At 71.2% G+C, this 16,381-nt stretch carries 16 protein-coding genes; 7 read left to right on the forward strand and 9 right to left on the reverse strand.

Features of this window, described 5'->3' with window-relative positions; translation table 11 throughout:
* Positions 1-110 precede the first annotated feature (110 nt).
* Complete coding sequence (locus AMK58_RS12020) at positions 111-674, reverse strand: HupE/UreJ family protein (RefSeq protein WP_035670925.1); 564 nt, start codon at positions 672-674, stop codon at positions 111-113.
* Positions 675-778: 104 nt separating this feature from the next.
* A complete protein-coding gene (locus AMK58_RS12025) occupies positions 779-1,300 on the reverse strand; it encodes a hypothetical protein (protein ID WP_059398924.1) in 522 nt (173 codons plus the stop codon).
* A 167-nt stretch (positions 1,301-1,467) separates the two neighbouring features.
* Between AMK58_RS12025 and AMK58_RS12030 the strand changes: the two genes are divergently transcribed.
* Together AMK58_RS12030 and AMK58_RS12035 are read left to right on the forward strand one after the other, a co-directional pair.
* The gene (locus tag AMK58_RS12030; protein WP_059398925.1) at positions 1,468-3,012 is read left to right on the forward strand and encodes a Y-family DNA polymerase; all 1,545 of its coding nucleotides are present in this window, start codon (positions 1,468-1,470) and stop codon (positions 3,010-3,012) included.
* 10 nt (positions 3,013-3,022) lie between these two features.
* The gene (locus tag AMK58_RS12035; protein ID WP_059398926.1) at positions 3,023-6,223 is read left to right on the forward strand and encodes an error-prone DNA polymerase; all 3,201 of its coding nucleotides are present in this window, start codon (positions 3,023-3,025) and stop codon (positions 6,221-6,223) included.
* Positions 6,224-6,244: 21 nt separating this feature from the next.
* Here AMK58_RS12035 and AMK58_RS12040 read toward each other — a convergent pair whose 3' ends face one another.
* Together AMK58_RS12040 and AMK58_RS12045 are read right to left on the reverse strand one after the other, a co-directional pair.
* The gene (locus AMK58_RS12040) at positions 6,245-6,823 is read right to left on the reverse strand and encodes a tyrosine phosphatase family protein (protein ID WP_035671348.1); all 579 of its coding nucleotides are present in this window, start codon (positions 6,821-6,823) and stop codon (positions 6,245-6,247) included.
* Positions 6,824-7,119: 296 nt separating this feature from the next.
* Positions 7,120-7,812: a tRNA-uridine aminocarboxypropyltransferase gene (locus tag AMK58_RS12045; protein WP_079285220.1), complete on the reverse strand. Its 693-nt coding sequence runs from the start codon at positions 7,810-7,812 to the stop codon at positions 7,120-7,122.
* Between the two features lie 248 nt (positions 7,813-8,060).
* Here AMK58_RS12045 and AMK58_RS30375 point away from each other — a divergent pair, with 248 nt between their 5' ends.
* Positions 8,061-8,231, forward strand: coding sequence for a hypothetical protein (locus tag AMK58_RS30375; protein WP_014239377.1), 171 nt, complete (start codon positions 8,061-8,063; stop codon positions 8,229-8,231).
* Between the two features lie 56 nt (positions 8,232-8,287).
* Here the strand turns inward: AMK58_RS30375 and AMK58_RS12050 are convergent, their stop codons facing one another.
* The 3 genes from AMK58_RS12050 to AMK58_RS29490 all read right to left on the reverse strand — a co-directional run bounded on the left by AMK58_RS12050 (position 8,288) and on the right by AMK58_RS29490 (position 10,697).
* A complete protein-coding gene (locus AMK58_RS12050) occupies positions 8,288-9,109 on the reverse strand; it encodes an ImuA family protein (protein WP_059398927.1) in 822 nt (273 codons plus the stop codon).
* Between the two features lie 136 nt (positions 9,110-9,245).
* Positions 9,246-10,322: a Tim44 domain-containing protein gene (locus AMK58_RS12055; protein WP_059398928.1), complete on the reverse strand. Its 1,077-nt coding sequence runs from the start codon at positions 10,320-10,322 to the stop codon at positions 9,246-9,248.
* Positions 10,323-10,460: 138 nt separating this feature from the next.
* A complete protein-coding gene (locus tag AMK58_RS29490) occupies positions 10,461-10,697 on the reverse strand; it encodes a hypothetical protein (RefSeq protein WP_079285221.1) in 237 nt (78 codons plus the stop codon).
* Positions 10,698-11,180: 483 nt separating this feature from the next.
* On the opposite strand from AMK58_RS29490, the gene AMK58_RS12060 reads away from it, so the two are divergent.
* The 4 genes from AMK58_RS12060 to AMK58_RS12075 all read left to right on the forward strand — a co-directional run bounded on the left by AMK58_RS12060 (position 11,181) and on the right by AMK58_RS12075 (position 14,321).
* Complete coding sequence (locus AMK58_RS12060; protein WP_051140085.1) at positions 11,181-11,603, forward strand: DUF4112 domain-containing protein; 423 nt, start codon at positions 11,181-11,183, stop codon at positions 11,601-11,603.
* 81 nt (positions 11,604-11,684) lie between these two features.
* A complete protein-coding gene (gene hemN, locus AMK58_RS12065; protein WP_079285222.1) occupies positions 11,685-13,088 on the forward strand; it encodes an oxygen-independent coproporphyrinogen III oxidase in 1,404 nt (467 codons plus the stop codon).
* Positions 13,089-13,227: 139 nt separating this feature from the next.
* Entirely contained in the window at positions 13,228-13,848 is a 621-nt protein-coding gene (locus tag AMK58_RS12070) for a glutathione S-transferase family protein (protein WP_035671334.1), read from the forward strand.
* Positions 13,849-13,856: 8 nt separating this feature from the next.
* Positions 13,857-14,321 (forward strand): protease complex subunit PrcB family protein, encoded by a 465-nt coding sequence (locus AMK58_RS12075; protein ID WP_035671332.1) that lies wholly within the window; start codon positions 13,857-13,859, stop codon positions 14,319-14,321.
* Between the two features lie 134 nt (positions 14,322-14,455).
* Here AMK58_RS12075 and AMK58_RS12080 read toward each other — a convergent pair whose 3' ends face one another.
* Positions 14,456-15,349: an ABC transporter permease gene (locus AMK58_RS12080; RefSeq protein ID WP_236778124.1), complete on the reverse strand. Its 894-nt coding sequence runs from the start codon at positions 15,347-15,349 to the stop codon at positions 14,456-14,458.
* Positions 15,350-15,360: 11 nt separating this feature from the next.
* Entirely contained in the window at positions 15,361-16,326 is a 966-nt protein-coding gene (locus AMK58_RS12085) for an ABC transporter permease (RefSeq protein ID WP_059398929.1), read from the reverse strand.
* Positions 16,327-16,381: the final 55 nt, after the last annotated feature.

The raw sequence follows: 16,381 nt of genomic DNA on the forward strand, positions 1-16,381 counted from the left end.
CCACCTTTCCTGCTGGCCAGCCGTCCCGGCGGCATGGGCCATCGGCGGCGTGTGTTGGACACGCTCTTACAAGAATACCCGCAGCCCGGCTTTTTCAAGGCGTCGGGGGCTTAAAAGACGCCCGCCAGATCAAGAACCCCGGCGAGTGCTACCGCGCCGCCACACATTTGCACGACCCGGCCCGACGCCGCCTGCCCCACCGCCACCGACAGGCCCAGCCCGGCGCCGATGACCAGCAGCACGCCGGAGGACAGCCCGGCCCAGAACAGCGGCCCGCCCATATGCACATAGCCGTGGAAAGCCCCCGCTGCGGCGACCGTCAGCACCCCCAGCGCCAGCGGCACCTTCAGCCCGAAGGCGACCAGTCCGCCCATCAGGATCAACGACGCCGACAGCCCTTCCGCGGCGTAGGGCAGACGGATGCCGATCTGCGCGGCCAGTCCAGCGGCCAGCACCGCGGTCAGCGCCGCCACCGGAAGCTGCCAGACGGAGGCGCCGCCGTTCTGCCCGCTCCACAGCCCGATGGCGAGGAAGCCCAGCAGGTGCTGCAAGACCCACACGGGCTCGGTCAGGCCGGTGCCGAACGGCCCGGTCACCGTCATCCGCGCCAGCGCGGGCGCGGCACCGGCGCCGATCAATGCGAGCGCCAGAAGAACTGACCGGATCGCCACCATCCCCTACCCCTTTTCCCCAACGTCTTGCCCAGCACCGGGCCGGTATGGCCGCTGCGCGGGGTGGGGTCAAGTGACCAGGGCGGCGGGCTTCAAGAACCGGGAGATCAATAGCCCAGGGGGCCGGGGCCGTACTGGCGGAGGTCCTGCTGCTTGCGGAGCAGGTCGCGCTGCTGCAGCGGGTCGAGCCGGCCCATGGCGTCCTCGGTGCGCAGCCGGTCGACCTCCGGGCTCATCAGGTCGCGCTTGGCGCGGTCGGTCAGCCCCTGGGTGGAACCCGGCGCTGGCAGGGCGGGGGTGGCCGGCTGGTCGATGGGCGGCGGCGGCGGGGACGAACTGCCGCGGCGGCGCACCGGCGGCGGCTGGTTGGGCGTCTGCGAGGCGTCGGAAAGCTTTTGCGGCGGGGCGGGCGGAGTCTGCGGTCGCGGCGCGGGGTCCGGACGGGCGTTCTCCTCCGCCTGGATCTGGCGCAGCGTCTTCAGCCCGCCGCTCTGCGCGGACACCGGCGGGGCCGCCTGGGCCCGTCCCGGCATCTCGTCGTGCACCTCCGTCGCGCAGGCTCCCAGCGCAAGGGCGGCGAGCGCGACGGCGACGGGCAGGAACACGGCGGTGGGACGGATCGGTGTCATACCAACCATGTCGTGTCCCGCGGAGACGGGACAAGGCCCTCCCGGCGAGCTCCCCCTTCTTGGTGAGGCCGTAAGGGGACTCCCGCCCGCCGACTTTTGCCGCTAGGATGTTCTTGATTTGTTCGAGATGAAGCAATTGACGAAACGAGCGGTGCAGGGAGGGTGGCATGGGGAAAGGGGGGGCGGAACGGACGGCACGGCGCATCCTGTCCCTGTGGCTGCCGCGGCTGCCCACCGACGCCTACGGCCGCCGCCATCCGGAGCGGCGCGACCATCCCCTGGCCGCCATCCTGGCCGAGCGCGGGCGGCTGGGCGTGGCCGCCGTCAACCGCGCCGCGGCGGAGGCCGGGGTGCATCCCGGCATGAGTCTGGCCGATGCCCGCGCCATCGAACCCGCCTTGGCCGTCTTCGACGCCGAGCCCGAGTCGGACGCCCGCCTGCTGGAACGGATCGCCGGCTGGTGCACGCGCTACACCCCCTGGACCGCCCCGGACGGCCCGGACGGGGTGGCGCTGGACATCACTGGTTGCGCCCACCTGTTCGGCGGCGAGGAGGCCATGGCCGCCGACCTGACCGCCCGCCTGACCGCGGCGGGCTTCGAATCGCGGATTTCCGTAGCCGACACGCCCGCGGCGGCGTGGGCGCTGGCGCGGTTCGGGAAGGGGGGACCCGCGAAGCGGGAGGGTGGGGGCAACCGGGACGACAGCCTCCTCTCCCCCCTCCCCGTCGCCGCGCTGCGTCTGCCCGCCGCCACGGTGGAGGGTCTGGCCGCGGTGGGGCTGCGGCGGATCGGCGACCTGCACGCCCTCCCCCGCGCCACGCTGGCCGCCCGCTTCGGGCCGGAGCTGCTGCGGCGGCTCGACCAAGCCTATGGACGGCTGGACGAGCCGCTGTCCCCCCGCCTGCCGGTGCCGCCGCACAGCGTCCGCCTCGCCCTGCCCGAGCCGCTGACCACCGCCGAGGCCATCGCCGAGGCGTTGCGCCGCCTGCTGGCCGCCCTCTGCGCCGGGCTGGAGAACACCGGCGAGGGTGCCCGCCGGCTGCGGCTGGAACTGCACCGGGTGGACCGCCGGCTGGAGGACGCGCCCCAGACGCTGGCCATCGGCACCGGCCACCCGGTGCGCCGCCCGGACGCGCTGATGCGGCTGTTCGCCCAGAAGCTCGACCGGGTGGAGCCCGGCCCCGGCCTGGAGCTGATGGTGCTGTCGGCCACCGAGACCGGCCCGCTCGCCGCCGCGCAGACCGCGCTGGACGGTGATGCGGACGGGCAGCCGGAACTGGGAGAGCTGATGGACCGGCTGGGCAACCGGCTGGGGGAGCGGGCGGTGCTGCGGCTGGTCCCGCGGCAAAGCTGGCTGCCGGAGCGCAGCGTGGCCCCCGCCCCGGCCTTCGCGGCCGCCCCCGGCGGTGCGCTGTGGCCCGCCGACCGCCCCCGCCCGGTGCGGCTTCTCGCCCCGCCGGAGCCCATCGAGGCCATGGCCCTGCTTCCCGACGACCCGCCGGTGATGTTCCTCTGGCGCGGCGCCCGGCACCGAATCCGCCGCGCCGACGGGCCGGAGCGGATCGCGGCCGAATGGTGGCGGCGCGACGGCGAGCCCCGCGACTATTACCGCGTCGAGGACGAGGCCGGCCGCCGCTTCTGGGTCTTCCGCCAGGGGCTGTACCGGCCCGGCGTGGCGGCGCTGTGGTTCCTGCACGGCTTCTTCGGGTGACAGGGCCGCCATGACCCCCTACGCCGAACTCCAGGTCTCGACCAGCTTCACCTTCCTGGAGGGCGCGTCCCACCCGGACGAGCTGGCGCTGACCGCCGCCGGCCTCGGCCACGCCGCCGTCGCGGTGACCGACCGCAACTCGCTGGCCGGCGTGGTGCAGGCGCATGCCGCAGCCCGCAAGCACGGCCTGCGCCTGATCGTCGGCTGCCGGCTGGACCTGACCGACGCGGACAGCCTGCTCGCCTACCCCACCGACCGGGCGGCCTACGCGCGGCTGTCGCGGCTGCTGACGCTGGGCAAGCGGCGGGCGCCCAAGGGCGCCTGCTTCATCGCCCGCGCCGACCTGCTGGAGCATGCGGAGGGGATGCTGTTCCTGCTGGTGCCGCCGGACCGGCGCGACCCCGCCTTCGTCCACGCGCTGCGCGGCTGGCGCAACGATCTGGGAGACCGCCTGCATCTCGCCGCCAGCCACCGCTACCGCGGCGACGACCAGCGGCGGCTGTCCTGGCTGGGCGGGCTGGCGGAGGCGGAGCGGGTGCCGCTGGTGGCGACCAACGACGTGCTCTACCACACGCCCGCCCGTCGCCCGCTCGCCGACGTGATGACCTGCATCCGCAGCGGCACCACCATCGACGAGGCCGGCTGGCGCCTGTCCGCCAACGCCGAGCGGCACCTGAAGGCCGGGGTGGAGATGGCCCGCCTGTTCCACCGCCACCCCGACGCCGTCGCCCGCACGGTGGAGATCGCCGCCGCCTGCCGCTTCTCGCTGGAGGAGCTGCGCTACGAATACCCGGACGAGGTCGCCGAGGACGGGCGCAGCCCGCAGGAGACGCTGACCAACCTGACCTGGGCCGGGGCAGTCCAGCGCTATCCGGACAGCGTGCCGGAGACGGTGGCGCAGACCCTGCACCGCGAATTGGCGCTGATCGGGCAGCTCGATTACGCGCCCTATTTCCTGACGGTGCACGACATCGTCCGCCACGCCCGCTCGCAGGACATTCTCTGCCAAGGACGCGGCTCGGCGGCCAACTCGGCGGTCTGCTATTGCCTCGGCATCACCTCGGTCGATCCCGCCACCACCACGTTGCTGTTCGAACGCTTCATCTCCTCGGCACGCAACGAGCCGCCGGACATCGACGTGGATTTCGAGCATGAGCGGCGCGAGGAGGTTATCCAATACATCTATCGGAAATACGGGCGCGAGCGGGCCGGGCTGACCGCCACCGTCATCCGCTACCGCGCCCGCGGCGCCATCCGCGAGGTCGGCAAGGCCATGGGCCTGTCCGCCGATCTGGTGGCGCGGCTGTCCTCCTCCGTCTGGGGCTGGAGCCGCCACGGCGTGGACGAGGAGCGCGCCCGGCAATACGGCTTCGATCCCGACGACCCGCGGCTCCGCCAGACGCTGGAGCTGGCGCAGGAGCTGATCGGCTTCCCCCGCCACCTGTCGCAGCATGTGGGCGGCTTCGTCATCACCCGCGGCCCCCTGAGCGACCTCTGCCCCATCGCCAACGCCGCCATGAAGGACCGCACGACCATCGAGTGGGACAAGGACGACATCGACGCGCTGGGCATCCTGAAGGTGGACGTGCTGGCGCTGGGGATGCTGACCTGCCTCCACCGTGGCTTCGATCTACTGAAGCGGCACTACAAGCGCCCCCTGACGCTGGCGACGGTGCCGCAGGGGGACTCGGCGACCTACGACATGCTGTGCCGGGCCGACAGCCTGGGCGTCTTCCAGGTGGAAAGCCGGGCGCAGATGTCCATGCTGCCCCGCCTGCGGCCCAAAGAGTTTTACGATCTGGTGATTCAGGTTGCCATCGTGCGCCCCGGCCCGATCCAGGGCGATATGGTCCATCCCTACCTGCGCCGCCGCAGCGGCGAGGAGGTCGTGACCTACCCCTCAAAGGATTTGGAAGCAGTGCTGAAAAGGACGCTGGGCGTGCCGCTGTTCCAGGAACAGGCGATGCAGATCGCCATCGTCGGCGCCGGCTTCAGCGCGGAGGACGCCGACCGGCTGCGACGCGCCATGGCGACCTTCCGCAAGACCGGAGAGGTCCAGCTTTTCCGCGACCGGTTCATCGAGGGCATGGTCGGCAAAGGCTACGACCGCGCCTTCGCCGAGCGCTGCTTCCAGCAGATCGAGGGGTTCGGCGAGTACGGCTTCCCCGAGAGCCACGCGGCGAGCTTCGCCCTGCTGGCCTATGTGTCGGCCTGGATGAAGTGCCACCATCCGGACGTCTTCGCCGCGGCGCTGCTGAACAGCCAGCCCATGGGCTTCTACGCCCCCGCCCAGATCGTCCGCGACGCCCGCGAGCACGGCGTGACGGTGCTGCCCCCGGACGTGAACGCCTCCGACTGGGACTGCACGCTGGAACCGCTTTCCAAAACGGGACCGCATATCCTCTCCCCGGGGGGGAGAGGGAGCCCTGGAAACATCCGCTACGCCCTGCGGCTCGGCCTGCGGCTGGTCCGGGGGATGGACGAGGACGACGCCCGGCGGCTCGTGCTGTGCCGCGGGGCGGGATACCGCGATCCCTACGACCTGTGGCGCCGCGCGCGCATGCCGGTCGCCGGGCTGGAGCGGCTGGCCAGGGCCGACGCCTTCCGCTCCGTCGGGCTGGACCGGCGTGCCGCGCTGTGGGCGGTGAAGGCGCTGGGAGCGCAGCCGCTGCCGCTGTTCAGCGGCCTCACCGACTCCGCCCAGGACGAGCCGCAGGCCCTCCTGCCCGCCATGGCGCTGGGCGAGCATGTGGTGATGGACTACGGCAGCCTGTGCCTGTCGCTGAAGGCGCATCCCATGGCGCTGCTGCGGGACGGCTTCACCGGAGTGGCCCCGACCGAACGGCTGGGCACGGTGCGGGCCGGCACGCGGCTGACCGTGGCGGGGCTGGCGCTGGTCCGGCAGCGGCCGGGCAGCGCCGAGGGCGTGGTCTTCATCACGCTGGAGGACGAGACCGGCATCGCCAACCTCGTCATCATGCCGGACGTGTTCGAGACCTTCCGCAAGACGATCATCGGCGCCCGCCTGATCGCCGCCACCGGCCGGGTGGAGCGCAGCGGCAAGCCCAACGACGAGGGCGGCGAGGTCATCCACCTGCGCGTCGAGCGGCTGAGCGACCTGACACACCGGCTGCGCGACCTGACCGATCCTGACGCGCTCCCCAATCGCTCCGCCGCCGCGGTCTTCCCGGAGGGGCGGAACTTCCGCTGAGGAACGGTTGGAAAGGAATGGTCAGTCGATCAGGTCCGCGACCTCGCGCACCCGGCCGTTGTCGATCATGAACTGGACCAGATCGGGACGCTCCCGGCCGTAGCTGCGGTGGCGGGCGCGGACGGCATCGACCAGCTCGCCCCGGCGCTCCAGGATCTCGTCGGCGAATTCGATCATGCGCAGGTTGGGCCACGCCTTGTGGCGGATGCCGACCACGGCAGCCATCGCCTCGGCGGCGGGGCGGTCGGGGCTGGCCTGGGCCAGGATCATGGTCAGGGCGGCGGTCGAGCGCGAAATGCCGGCGTGGCAATGGACCAGCAGCCCCCCCACCCCGGTCGGCTCGGTCAGCAGGTCGCGCCCGAAGGCCAGGATGCGCTCGACGTCGGCGCGCTGCGGCAGGGACTGGCCCATGTAAGGGTCGATGATGTCGTGGAAGCGCAGCTCCAGCCGCTTGTGCTCGCCGTAGGAGCCGAAAGCGGTCGGCTCCGGATGGCCGGGGTCGAGGATCGACAGGACATGGGTCACGCCGGCTTCGCAGAAGCCGTTCAGCTCCTCGATGCCGCAGACGGTCAGTCCGAAGGGAACGAAATCGCGGGCCATGGTCCTCGTCTCTTGCCGTGCGCGCGGAGGGCGGCGCGGTTCGCATGTGGCGCCGCCGGTCCGTGCCGTCAAGCCGATCGGAGGCCCAATCAGAGGACGTTGAACAGGTACAGCAGAAGAATGATCGGAATCGGAATACCGACAAGCCACAGCAAAACGCCCTTCATGGATCGCTCCCTTGGTTGAGGCCCGAGCGGCCGATGCAATCCCCAACAGCGCAACAGCGCATTGGTTGCCTCGGCCGCCCTGGTCGAGGGGGGCTTACCCGGAAAGGGCGATCCCGGAAGAAACGCGGATTATTCCGCTTCGTCCCGCTCCGGGGAGATCTCCGCGGCCGCCTCCGGGCGGGGCGGCGCCACAGGGCGCGGGCGCGGGGCGCGCAACTTCTTCAGCAGCAGCGCGAAGGGCTTCAGCGCGCGGTCGAGGACCGCCGGCTCGGCCTCCAGCCGCGACAGCAGGAAGGCAGCGGCCTCCAGGGTCGAGACGCTGTCACGCCGCGGCTCCTTACGGGCCTGCCCGTAGAGGGAGCGGAACTGCGGGTTCAGCACGATGCGGCGGCACTTCAGGAGCCACGGGTTGCGCCACCACAGCGTCTTGGCCTGGCTCCAGGTGCCGTCCAGGACGATGACGCCCTCCAGGTCGCCCAGCACCAGCTCGCTGTCCTTCTGCGGGACGCCGCCTTTGTCCACCACGGACACCTCCGGCAGCGGGGCGGCGCCCTGCTTGACCGGGCCGAGATAGAGCACGCCCCAGCGCTTGTAATCGACCTCGCGCCCCAGGATGCGCTTCAGGTTCGACCAGCTCAGCCCCACCTTCAGCGCGGAGTTTTTGAACTGGAGATGGGCGATCTGCGCGGTGCCCAGCGTCTCGCGCTTCTCCTGCGGGTGCTGAAGGATGAGCAGGAAGACGGCGTTGTCGATCGGCTCCACCGCCTCGCAAACGCACAAATGCATAGGTTTTAGGCAGGTGGAGCAGGGTTCGGCGTGCATGGTCGGTCTCGGCAGAAGGAACGTCGGCGGAAAAAGCGGAAGGCGGGGACTATGGGCTTCCCATCCGGAAAAAGAAACGGGGCCTGAAAAAGAAACCGGGCGCATTAAAGTTTGCATAACGCGTGATCTGCATCACTTAGAGGCCTGGACCTTGCATGATAGCGTCCAGACACACAGGACGGGTTGGGCCGAGGGCGGCCGACAGGACCGCTCCCCAGGCTCTCCCGACGCTCAGAAGGAGGCTTGCCATGCTGCCCGCTCATTTGGCCGCCCGCTTGCTGGAGCAACGCCGGGCTCAGGAATCGGCGGAATTCGCCCGGCAACTGCCGCTCTACGCGGACGACGCGCCCTTTCCACCCGACGCCGATCCGGATACCGAGACCGGGCATCCCCTGCCCGACTGGGCCACCAACTACTGACCGGAAGCCGACAGGCGGCTGTCGTGTAAGCGACAGAACCGCCTTTCCCGTCCGCATCACGCCACCTCGGCCCAGGAGGGTCCGTGTCCGCCCGCCGGAGCCGGGCGCCGGACCGGGGTGGACGCGGATGCCGGCGTGGAAACGGCCCGCTCCGGTGCTTGCGCCGGAACCAGGGCACCGTCACGCCACTCCAGAAGCCACAGCCCCGGACGCCCGCCCCGGCAGCGCTCCAGTTCGGCGCGCCAGCGCGGATCGCCGACGCCCGGCTCCGCCGTCCAACTGGGCGCCGGCGCGATCCGCCAGCGGGTGACCGCCGCGCTCGCCGCCGAGCGGCGGTTCGCATTCCGCGACGCATCCTGCAACAGGATTCCCGTTACACCCGACGATTCGGCGGCCAACTGCAACCGCCGGCTCGCCGTCAGGTCGACTCCCCCGACCTCCCCCAGCACGGCGGACAGCCGCTTGCAGCGCAGCGCCTCCTCCATCGCCCACAGGGCGTCGGTGTCGCGGGTCGCGCGCACGGCGATCAGCCGGTCGGGCGTCAGCCCATAGGCGGCCAGCCCGGCTGCGTGGAGGTCGCGCCCGCGCACGACCCACAACGCGGGCGCCGCCGCGCTGGCGAGGCGGGCCAACAGATACGCGGCGAAAGCCGTCCCCGCCCCCGGCTCCTCCCCCGCCACCTCGTGCAGGCAGCCGAGCGGCAGCCCCCCCGCCGGAAAGGCCCCGTCGAAGTCCGGCAGGCCGAAGGGCAGCACCCGCGCCCCCTCCCCGCCCAGCCCTTCCAGGCCCCGGATGCGGGCGCGCAGATCGGCCAGAACGGCCGCCCGGTCTGCCGGGATTGCTTCTTCGCAAGACTCGGACGCGGGACATTCGGGCATGACTCGATTCCGTCTGGCAGGTATTTGTTCCTGCTATGTTCTATCATGTCCCATCTGCCCAGGGGAGTCCGGAAATGCGAAAGGGGGCGCCCTTTCGGACGCCCCCCCGCAAGACCGGTTGAGGAGTGGAGAGTGGTCAGCCGGCCTGTTGGATCGCCGACAGGACCCAGCGCCCACCGCGCGGACGGGTGAAGGTCCAGATTTCCGTGGCTTCGACCGGACGGTTCGGGTCGCCTTCGACCACGCGGTTGCTCGCGCGGTCCACCGTCACGTCGGTCAGCGAGAAGCGCATCGCCACGGTGGCGTATTCCGCGTTGCCCTCGCGCCACGCCTCGGCCAGGTCGCCCTGGAGCAGGCGGACGTCGGACAGGCGGTTGACCACGCCGCGGTTGTGGTTGGCCGCCAGTTCCTCGGTGAAGTAGGAGGCCATCTCCGGCGTCACGGCGCCGCGCAGGGCCATCAGGTCCTCGTTCCCGTAGGCGGTCTGGACCGTGACCAGCGTCTGCTCGAACGCCTGATAGTCGGCCGGGCCGATGCCCAGGTCGTCACGGCGCACGCCTGGGCGGCCGGAAGAGGCCGGACCCGCCGCCGCACCACCGCGGGCGCCACCGCCCATCGGGTTTGCGCGCGCGTCCACCGCCTCGCGGTTCATGGCAGCCGGATTCGGGCCGGCATAGGCGGCGTTGGAAGCGCCCATGCCCGCCGGCCGCGCCGCGCCCGCCGAGCGGTTGCGGAAGAAGCGCATGGCCAGACGGACGAGGAAGACGACCAGCAGGATCTGGAGGATGAAGCCCAGGATGCCCGCGAAGCTGCCCAGCCCGTCGAGGAAGCCGCCGCCGAACAGCATGCCGGCGATGCCGGCGCCGATCAGGCCGCCCATCAGCGCCGGCATGAAGCCCCCGCGCGAGAAGAAGCCCCCGCGCTGCGCCGCCGCCGGGGACGCCATGCCCGGCTGCTGCATGCCCGGCTGCTGCGCGCCCGGGGTCTGGGCCGGGGCGGCCGAGCGCTCCATCGGAGCGGCGCGCGGCGCGGTGTTGGTTTGGGCCGGCGCCTCGTAGGTGCGCGAGCCGCGGCTGCCCACGGAGCTGCTCTTGCCCGCGCGGGCATCGGCGGTGCCGGCGGTCAGCGCCACGGCCAGCGCCAGAGCAACGGCGCCGAAGGCGCGGGCCGGAGTGCGGGTGACGGAGCGGGGGGATCGCGTTTTCTGGATCATGGCCGTGTTCGGAAAAGCCCTCGGTTCAGGGGGACGCTCATCATGTAGCGTCCTCCTATATGGTATGGCTGCCCTGCTGTTTTAGAGGGACCACAACCAAACCGGCCAAAAAATACGCAGACCGCGTGCGGCGCCCGATCAGGCGGAGGCGCGCTCCCACACGATTTCCCCCCTATGGAAAGACCCCGCACCGGCCGGAACCACCGGCGTCAGCGGTGCTGCGCCCGTCCGTTCCGCTGCCCGCAGCGACGTCCAGACGCGGCGGCGGACCTCGATCTGGCGGCGGCAATCGCGCGAGCAATAGAGCGGCGCCGGCCCGCGCGGCGAACTGCGGCGGAACGGCTGTCCGCAGCAGGCGCAATAAAGCGTGGTCATGATGATCCTCCCTGTTTTTTTCCGATGACTGGTGCCCCGCCCATCACCCTGTGGAGCGGGTGCCCGTTCGGTTCTTTTCGGTCTTAAGCCTCGACCTGCGCGCACCATTGTTGTGCTTTGGGACGCCCCAGACCAGAGATGCCTTCGGCATATGGCCGTCCGAGAACCCGGCGATACCGGAAAAATCGTCGAAACAACAATTGCTTAGCTTCCGCAAATCCGGATCGCGCGTCCATTCGCCGCATCCGGTCCGCCACCCCCTCTCCGTTCGGACGATGACCTTGCGTCCGCCCGATCATCCGTATGACGGCGGACCCGCCCGGGACGTGAGCGCGTCGGAGGTGCCGGACACCCGATGGAGATAGGCCGGGAACCGCCGGGCACAGCCGCGGGTTGCTCAACCCGACACGCCCGACCGGCTCCGCCCACGGCTCCACCCGCCGGCGGCTCCCCACGGCGGCTCTCCTGCTCCGGTGAAGCCCCATGAGCGACATCCGCACGCGTCCCGCGCCCGCCTCCACCCTCTCGGGCGTCGCCACGGCGCCGCCGGTCATCCACATCGACCTGGAAAGGCTGGAGCGGCTGCGCCGGCTGACCCGGCTGATGGACACGCGCTGGCGCGTTCCCGGCACCCGCATCCCCTTCGGGCTGGACGGCATCGCCGCGCTGGTCCCGATCGCCGGCAGCACGGCGACCACCGTGGTGGCCGCCTACATCGTCATGGAGGCCGCCCGCTTCGACCTTCCGAAAAGCCTGATCGCCCGGATGATCGCCAACATGGCCGTGGATTGGGCCGGCGGTTCGGTCCCGGTGATCGGCGCCCTCTTCGACATCGGCTTCAAGGCCAACCGCCGCAACCTGAATCTGCTGCTGGAGCATCTGGAGAACCGGCTGGCGGCCGCCTGACGGGCGAACCTGACCGGCGGGCGTTCGAACGCTTGACTTGTGTCAAAGCGGCGGACGGCGGTCTGCACGATCCTCCCCGCCATGAACGCGATCTCCCCCGTGGCCTGCGCCACCGCCCCGACCGCCCCGCTGAACGCCGCTCTGCTGGCCAAGTACGACGGGCTGCGGGTGCCCCGCTACACCAGCTACCCGACGGCGCCGCACTTCACGGCCGCCGTGGGGGCGGAGCGCTACGCGGACTGGCTGGCGGAGCTGGACACGGCGGCGCACACGGGGTCGCTGTACCTGCACGTGCCCTTCTGCGCGAAGATGTGCTGGTACTGCGGTTGCCACACCAAGATCGTCGCCCGCTACGCCCCCATCGCCGAGTATCTCGGCCATCTGCGCCGCGAGATCGGCATGGTCGCCGACCGCATTTCCGGACGGCTGCGGGTGCGGCACATCCATTTCGGCGGCGGCACGCCGACCATGATGGCGCCGGACGACTTCGAATCGCTGATCGCCCTGCTGCGCGAGCGCTACGACGTGACGCCGGACGCCGAGATCGCGGTGGAGATCGACCCGCGCACCCTGACCCGCGAGATGGCCGAGGCGCTGGGCCGCGCCGGGGTCAACCGCGCCTCGCTCGGCGTGCAGGACTTCGACGCTTCGGTGCAGGCGGCCATCAACCGCATCCAGCCGCGGGAGCAGACCGAGCAGACGCTGGAATGGCTGCGCGCCAACGGCATCCGCCACATCAACCTCGACCTGATGTACGGCCTGCCCGGCCAGTCGGTTGAGAGCGTCGCGCGGTCCGCCGAGATCGCCCTGACCATGGCGCCGGACCGGCTGTCGGTCTTCGGCTACGCCCATGTGCCGTGGATGAAGACGCACCAGAAGAAGATCGACGAGTCGGCGCTCGCCGGCACGCTCGGCCGCTGGGAGCAGTTCGCGGCCATCGCCGCTGTGCTGACCGACGCCGGCTTCCAGCCCATTGGCCTCGACCACTTCGCCCGGCCCGACGACGAGCTGGCCGTGCAGCAGAGCGAGGGGCGGCTCAGCCGCAACTTCCAGGGCTACACGACCGACGACGCGGAGGTGCTTCTGGGCTTCGGCGCCTCCTCCATCGGGGCGCTGCCGCAGGGCTATGTGCAGAACGCCGTTCCCTTCGACCAGTACGCCCAGGCCGTCGAGGCCGGAACCTTCCCGACTGGCAAGGGGCTGACGCTGACCGCCGACGACCGGCTGCGCCGCGACCTGATCGTGCGGCTGATGTGCGACCTGTCGGTGGATGTCGGCGCGGTGGCCGAGGCCCACGGGCTGGCCGCCGGGACCTTCGACGCCGACCTGGAGGCCATGGCCGATCTGGTGGCCGACGGGGTCGCCGTGGTGGAGGGCCGCCGCGTCCATGTGCCGGAGCCCGCCCGCCCGCTGATGCGCATCGTCGCCGCGCGCTTCGACACCTACCTGTCCACCGGCGCCGGGAAGCACAGCCGCGCGGTGTGAGCGTGACACCCCTGTGATCGGCAGGCAAAAAGGCGCTTTTTGCCTGCCTCTGGCCTTCCGTGCGCAAATCGGCGAAACTGGAGCCTGTTGAACGCCTTTGCGGACATGGCAAAGGGACAGGCTCCAGGGACGGGCACCGATGATCACGCTCTACACCTTCGCCTCGCCGAATGGGCAAAAGGCTTCGATCCTGCTGGAAGAGCTGGGTCTCACCTACAAGGTCCACAAGGTCGACCTCGTGGCCGGCGAAGGCCGTCAGCCCGACTATCTGGCGGTCAGCCCGATCGGCAAGATTCCCGCCGTCGTCGAGGATCTGCCCGGCGGCAGGAAGCGCCGCCTGTTCGGGTCGGGGGCCATCCTGCTGCATTACGCGGAGCGCACCGGCCGCCTGCTGCCCGAGGACGAGGACGAGCGGGCGGAGGCGCTGAGCTGGCTGATGCTGGGCGTCAGCGACCTCGGCCCCTCGGGCTTGAGCAAGTTCCGCTTCGCCGTCATGGCGCCGGAGAAGATCCCCTACGCCATCGACTATTTCAAAGGCGAGCTGCAGCGCATCCACGCCGCAATGGAGGAGCGTCTGGGCGTGTCGGACTATCTGGCCGGCGGCGCCTTCTCCATCGCCGACATCGCCTGTTTCCCCTTCGTCGCCGTGGCCGCCAAGGCGGAGGGCAACGTGCTGGACCGCTACCCCAACCTGAAGCGCTGGCACGACGCGGTCGCGGAACGCCCTGCGGTCAAGCGCGGCATGGCGGTGCCGGAGTGAGCCGCCGCATGACCCGCCCGACCGCCGCCCTGCTTGCCCTCGCCGTGACGCTTCCCCTTCTCGGTGCCTGCCAGACCGCCCCGGACGGGGCGGAGGCGCAGTCTCTGCTCCCCGCCGACGCCGATCCCGGCACCTATTGGCAGGGCGACCGCAGCCAAGCCTACGAGCGCGCCTATGTCGTCGCCCGCAACCCGCAGGAATGGAACGATCTCTGGGCCCGCGTCGGCGAGGCCGCGCCGGGTCCCCTGCCCGGCGACCGCATGGCCGCGGCGGTCTTCCTCGGCCCGCGCGACACCGGCGGCTACGGCGTGTCCATCGTCAGCGCGCGGGCGTCCGGCGGCGACGTGGTCGTCGGCTACCGCGAGCGCGTTCCGGGCCCGGCCCAGGCGGTGGCGCAGATGCAGACGTCGCCTTATGCGGTGCGGCTGATCCCGATGGCGGCGGGAGCGGCGAAGTTTCAAAGGGAGAAGTGAGGGGGCGCGGTTGCCCCCACCCTTCCCACGGCTTCGCCGCGGGCCCCTTCCCTCCCCCGCTTCGCAGGAGAGGGAGATTATCCCCTCCCCTGCGCAGCGGGGGAGGGTCAGGGAGGGGGCAAGACCTCGCCCCCCTACCGCTTCCCCACCACCCGCGGATCCAGCGCGTCCTGCAGCCCGTCGCCCAGCAGGTTGACGGCGATCACCGTCAAAAAGATCAACAGCCCCGGCCACACCGCCAGCAGCGGCGCGGTTCCCACCAGCTCCTGCGCGTTGGTCAGCATGTTGCCCCAGGAGGGCAGCGGCGGCTGGATGCCCAGCCCGAGGAAGCTCAGCACGGACTCCAGCAGGATCACGTTGCCGACCGTCAGCGTCGTCGCCACCACGGCGGGGGCCGCGACGTTCGGCAGGATGTGGGCCAGCATGATGCGGCGGCTGCCCGCCCCCATCGCCACCGCCGCCCGCACATAGTCGCGCCGCCGTGCCGACAGGGTGGCCCCGCGCACCAGCCGCGCCACCGTCGTCCAGCCGAACAGCGCCACCAGAACGACGATGCGCAGCAGGCTGGCGTCCTCCGATCCCGCCACCTCCGGGGGGATGCCCAGCCGCGTCAGATCGATGGCACCCAGCACGATCAGCAACGGCAGCAGCGGCAGCGCGATCAGCCCGTCGGTGACGCGCATCAGCAGATCGTCGAGCCGCCCGCCGAAATAGCCGGCCAGCAGCCCGATCCCCGTGCCGATGACGGCGGAGGCCAGCGCCGCCGTCACGCCGACGAACAGCGACACCCGCCCGCCGTAGAGCAGCCGCACCAGCACGTCGCGCCCCAGCTCGTCCGTGCCCAGCGGGTGCAGGGCCGAGGGCGGGCCGAAGCGGTCGAGCAGGCTGATGCCCGTCGCCTCCACCCCCAGCCAGTGTTCCACCCAGGGCGCCGCCACCGCGGCGACGGCCAGGACCAGCAGCAGCAGGGCGCTGGCCACCGCCAGCCGGTGGCGGGCGAAGCGCCGCAGGAAGCGCCCAGCCTTCAAGCGCCCGGCCCTCACGCCCCGTCCCCCTTGAAGGAGATGCGCGGGTCCAGCCCCGCGTAGGCGGCGTCGGCCAGCAGGTTGCCAGCCAGCGTCGTCAGCGTGGCGAACAGCAGCGCCACCAGCGCCACGTTCAGGTCGTTGCCCATGATGCTGTCGTAGATCAGCTTGCCCATGCCCGGCCAGGCGAACATCGTCTCGGTCACCAGCGCGCCGGAGAAGAGGGCGCCGAACTCCAGCGCCACGATGGTCACGATGGGGATGGTCGCGTTGCGCAGCGCGTGGCGCCAAACCACCCGCCCCTCCCCCAGCCCCTTGGCGCGGGCGGTGCGGATGTAATCCTGGCGAAGCTCCCCCATCATCGCGGCGCGGACGTAGCGCGTGTAGCCGCCGATGCTCGCCAGGGTCAGCGAGGCCACCGGCAGCACGAGGTAGGGCAGCCGCTCCCACCAGCCCTCCCCGCCCACCGGGCCGAGACCGGAGGCGGGCAGCCATTGCAGTTCCACCGCGAAGAGCAGGATCAGCAGCAGCGCCAGCCAGAAGGCCGGGACGGAGATGCCGGCGAAGCAGAACAGGTTGATGGCGTTGTCCGCCCAGCCGTAGGGCCGCCGCGCCGCGTAGACGCCAAGCGGCAACGCCACCGCCAGGGTCAGCGCCATCGCCGCGCCGAGCAGCAGCAGCGTGTTGCCCAGCCGCGGCAGCAGGATCGTCAGCACCGGCTGCGCGTAGAGCCGGGAGAAGCCGAAATCCCCCATCAGCGCCGCCTGGAGCCAGTGCCAGTAACGGTCCAGCAAGGGCTTGTCGAGGCCGTAGAGCGCCTTCAGCCGCGCCGCGTCGGCGGGCGTGGCGCGGGGATTGCCGGCCAGCATCATGTCCACCGGATCGCCCGGCATCAGCGTCATCAGGACGGTGATGACGAAGCTCATCAGCAGCAGGACGACCAGAGCCTGGAGCAGGCGGGAGGCGAGGAAGCGGGTCATGGAGTGTTGAGGGCGTTGCTGAGCGGAGCCCCCCTCCCAACCTCCCCCCGCTGCG

This window comes from Azospirillum brasilense (genome assembly GCF_001315015.1).
GTDB lineage: Bacteria > Pseudomonadota > Alphaproteobacteria > Azospirillales > Azospirillaceae > Azospirillum > Azospirillum brasilense.

What these genes read in the sequence shown, in the direction of transcription:
- AMK58_RS12075 (WP_035671332.1), top strand. Translation starts at nt 13,857, where the DNA reads ATGACCCGCCCGACCGCCGCCCTGCTTGCCCTCGCCGTGACGCTTCCC.
- AMK58_RS30375 (WP_014239377.1), top strand. Translation starts at nt 8,061, where the DNA reads ATGCTGCCCGCTCATTTGGCCGCCCGCTTGCTGGAGCAACGCCGGGCT.
- AMK58_RS12040 (WP_035671348.1), bottom strand. Translation starts at nt 6,823, where the DNA reads ATGGCCCGCGATTTCGTTCCCTTCGGACTGACCGTCTGCGGCATCGAG.
- AMK58_RS12035 (WP_059398926.1), top strand. Translation starts at nt 3,023, where the DNA reads ATGACCCCCTACGCCGAACTCCAGGTCTCGACCAGCTTCACCTTCCTG.
- hemN (WP_079285222.1), top strand. Translation starts at nt 11,685, where the DNA reads ATGAACGCGATCTCCCCCGTGGCCTGCGCCACCGCCCCGACCGCCCCG.
- AMK58_RS12055 (WP_059398928.1), bottom strand. Translation starts at nt 10,322, where the DNA reads ATGATCCAGAAAACGCGATCCCCCCGCTCCGTCACCCGCACTCCGGCC.
- AMK58_RS12020 (WP_035670925.1), bottom strand. Translation starts at nt 674, where the DNA reads ATGGTGGCGATCCGGTCAGTTCTTCTGGCGCTCGCATTGATCGGCGCC.
- AMK58_RS29490 (WP_079285221.1), bottom strand. Translation starts at nt 10,697, where the DNA reads ATGACCACGCTTTATTGCGCCTGCTGCGGACAGCCGTTCCGCCGCAGT.
- AMK58_RS12060 (WP_051140085.1), top strand. Translation starts at nt 11,181, where the DNA reads ATGAGCGACATCCGCACGCGTCCCGCGCCCGCCTCCACCCTCTCGGGC.
- AMK58_RS12085 (WP_059398929.1), bottom strand. Translation starts at nt 16,326, where the DNA reads ATGACCCGCTTCCTCGCCTCCCGCCTGCTCCAGGCTCTGGTCGTCCTG.
- AMK58_RS12025 (WP_059398924.1), bottom strand. Translation starts at nt 1,300, where the DNA reads ATGACACCGATCCGTCCCACCGCCGTGTTCCTGCCCGTCGCCGTCGCG.
- AMK58_RS12045 (WP_079285220.1), bottom strand. Translation starts at nt 7,812, where the DNA reads ATGCACGCCGAACCCTGCTCCACCTGCCTAAAACCTATGCATTTGTGC.
- AMK58_RS12050 (WP_059398927.1), bottom strand. Translation starts at nt 9,109, where the DNA reads ATGCCCGAATGTCCCGCGTCCGAGTCTTGCGAAGAAGCAATCCCGGCA.
- AMK58_RS12070 (WP_035671334.1), top strand. Translation starts at nt 13,228, where the DNA reads ATGATCACGCTCTACACCTTCGCCTCGCCGAATGGGCAAAAGGCTTCG.
- AMK58_RS12030 (WP_059398925.1), top strand. Translation starts at nt 1,468, where the DNA reads ATGGGGAAAGGGGGGGCGGAACGGACGGCACGGCGCATCCTGTCCCTG.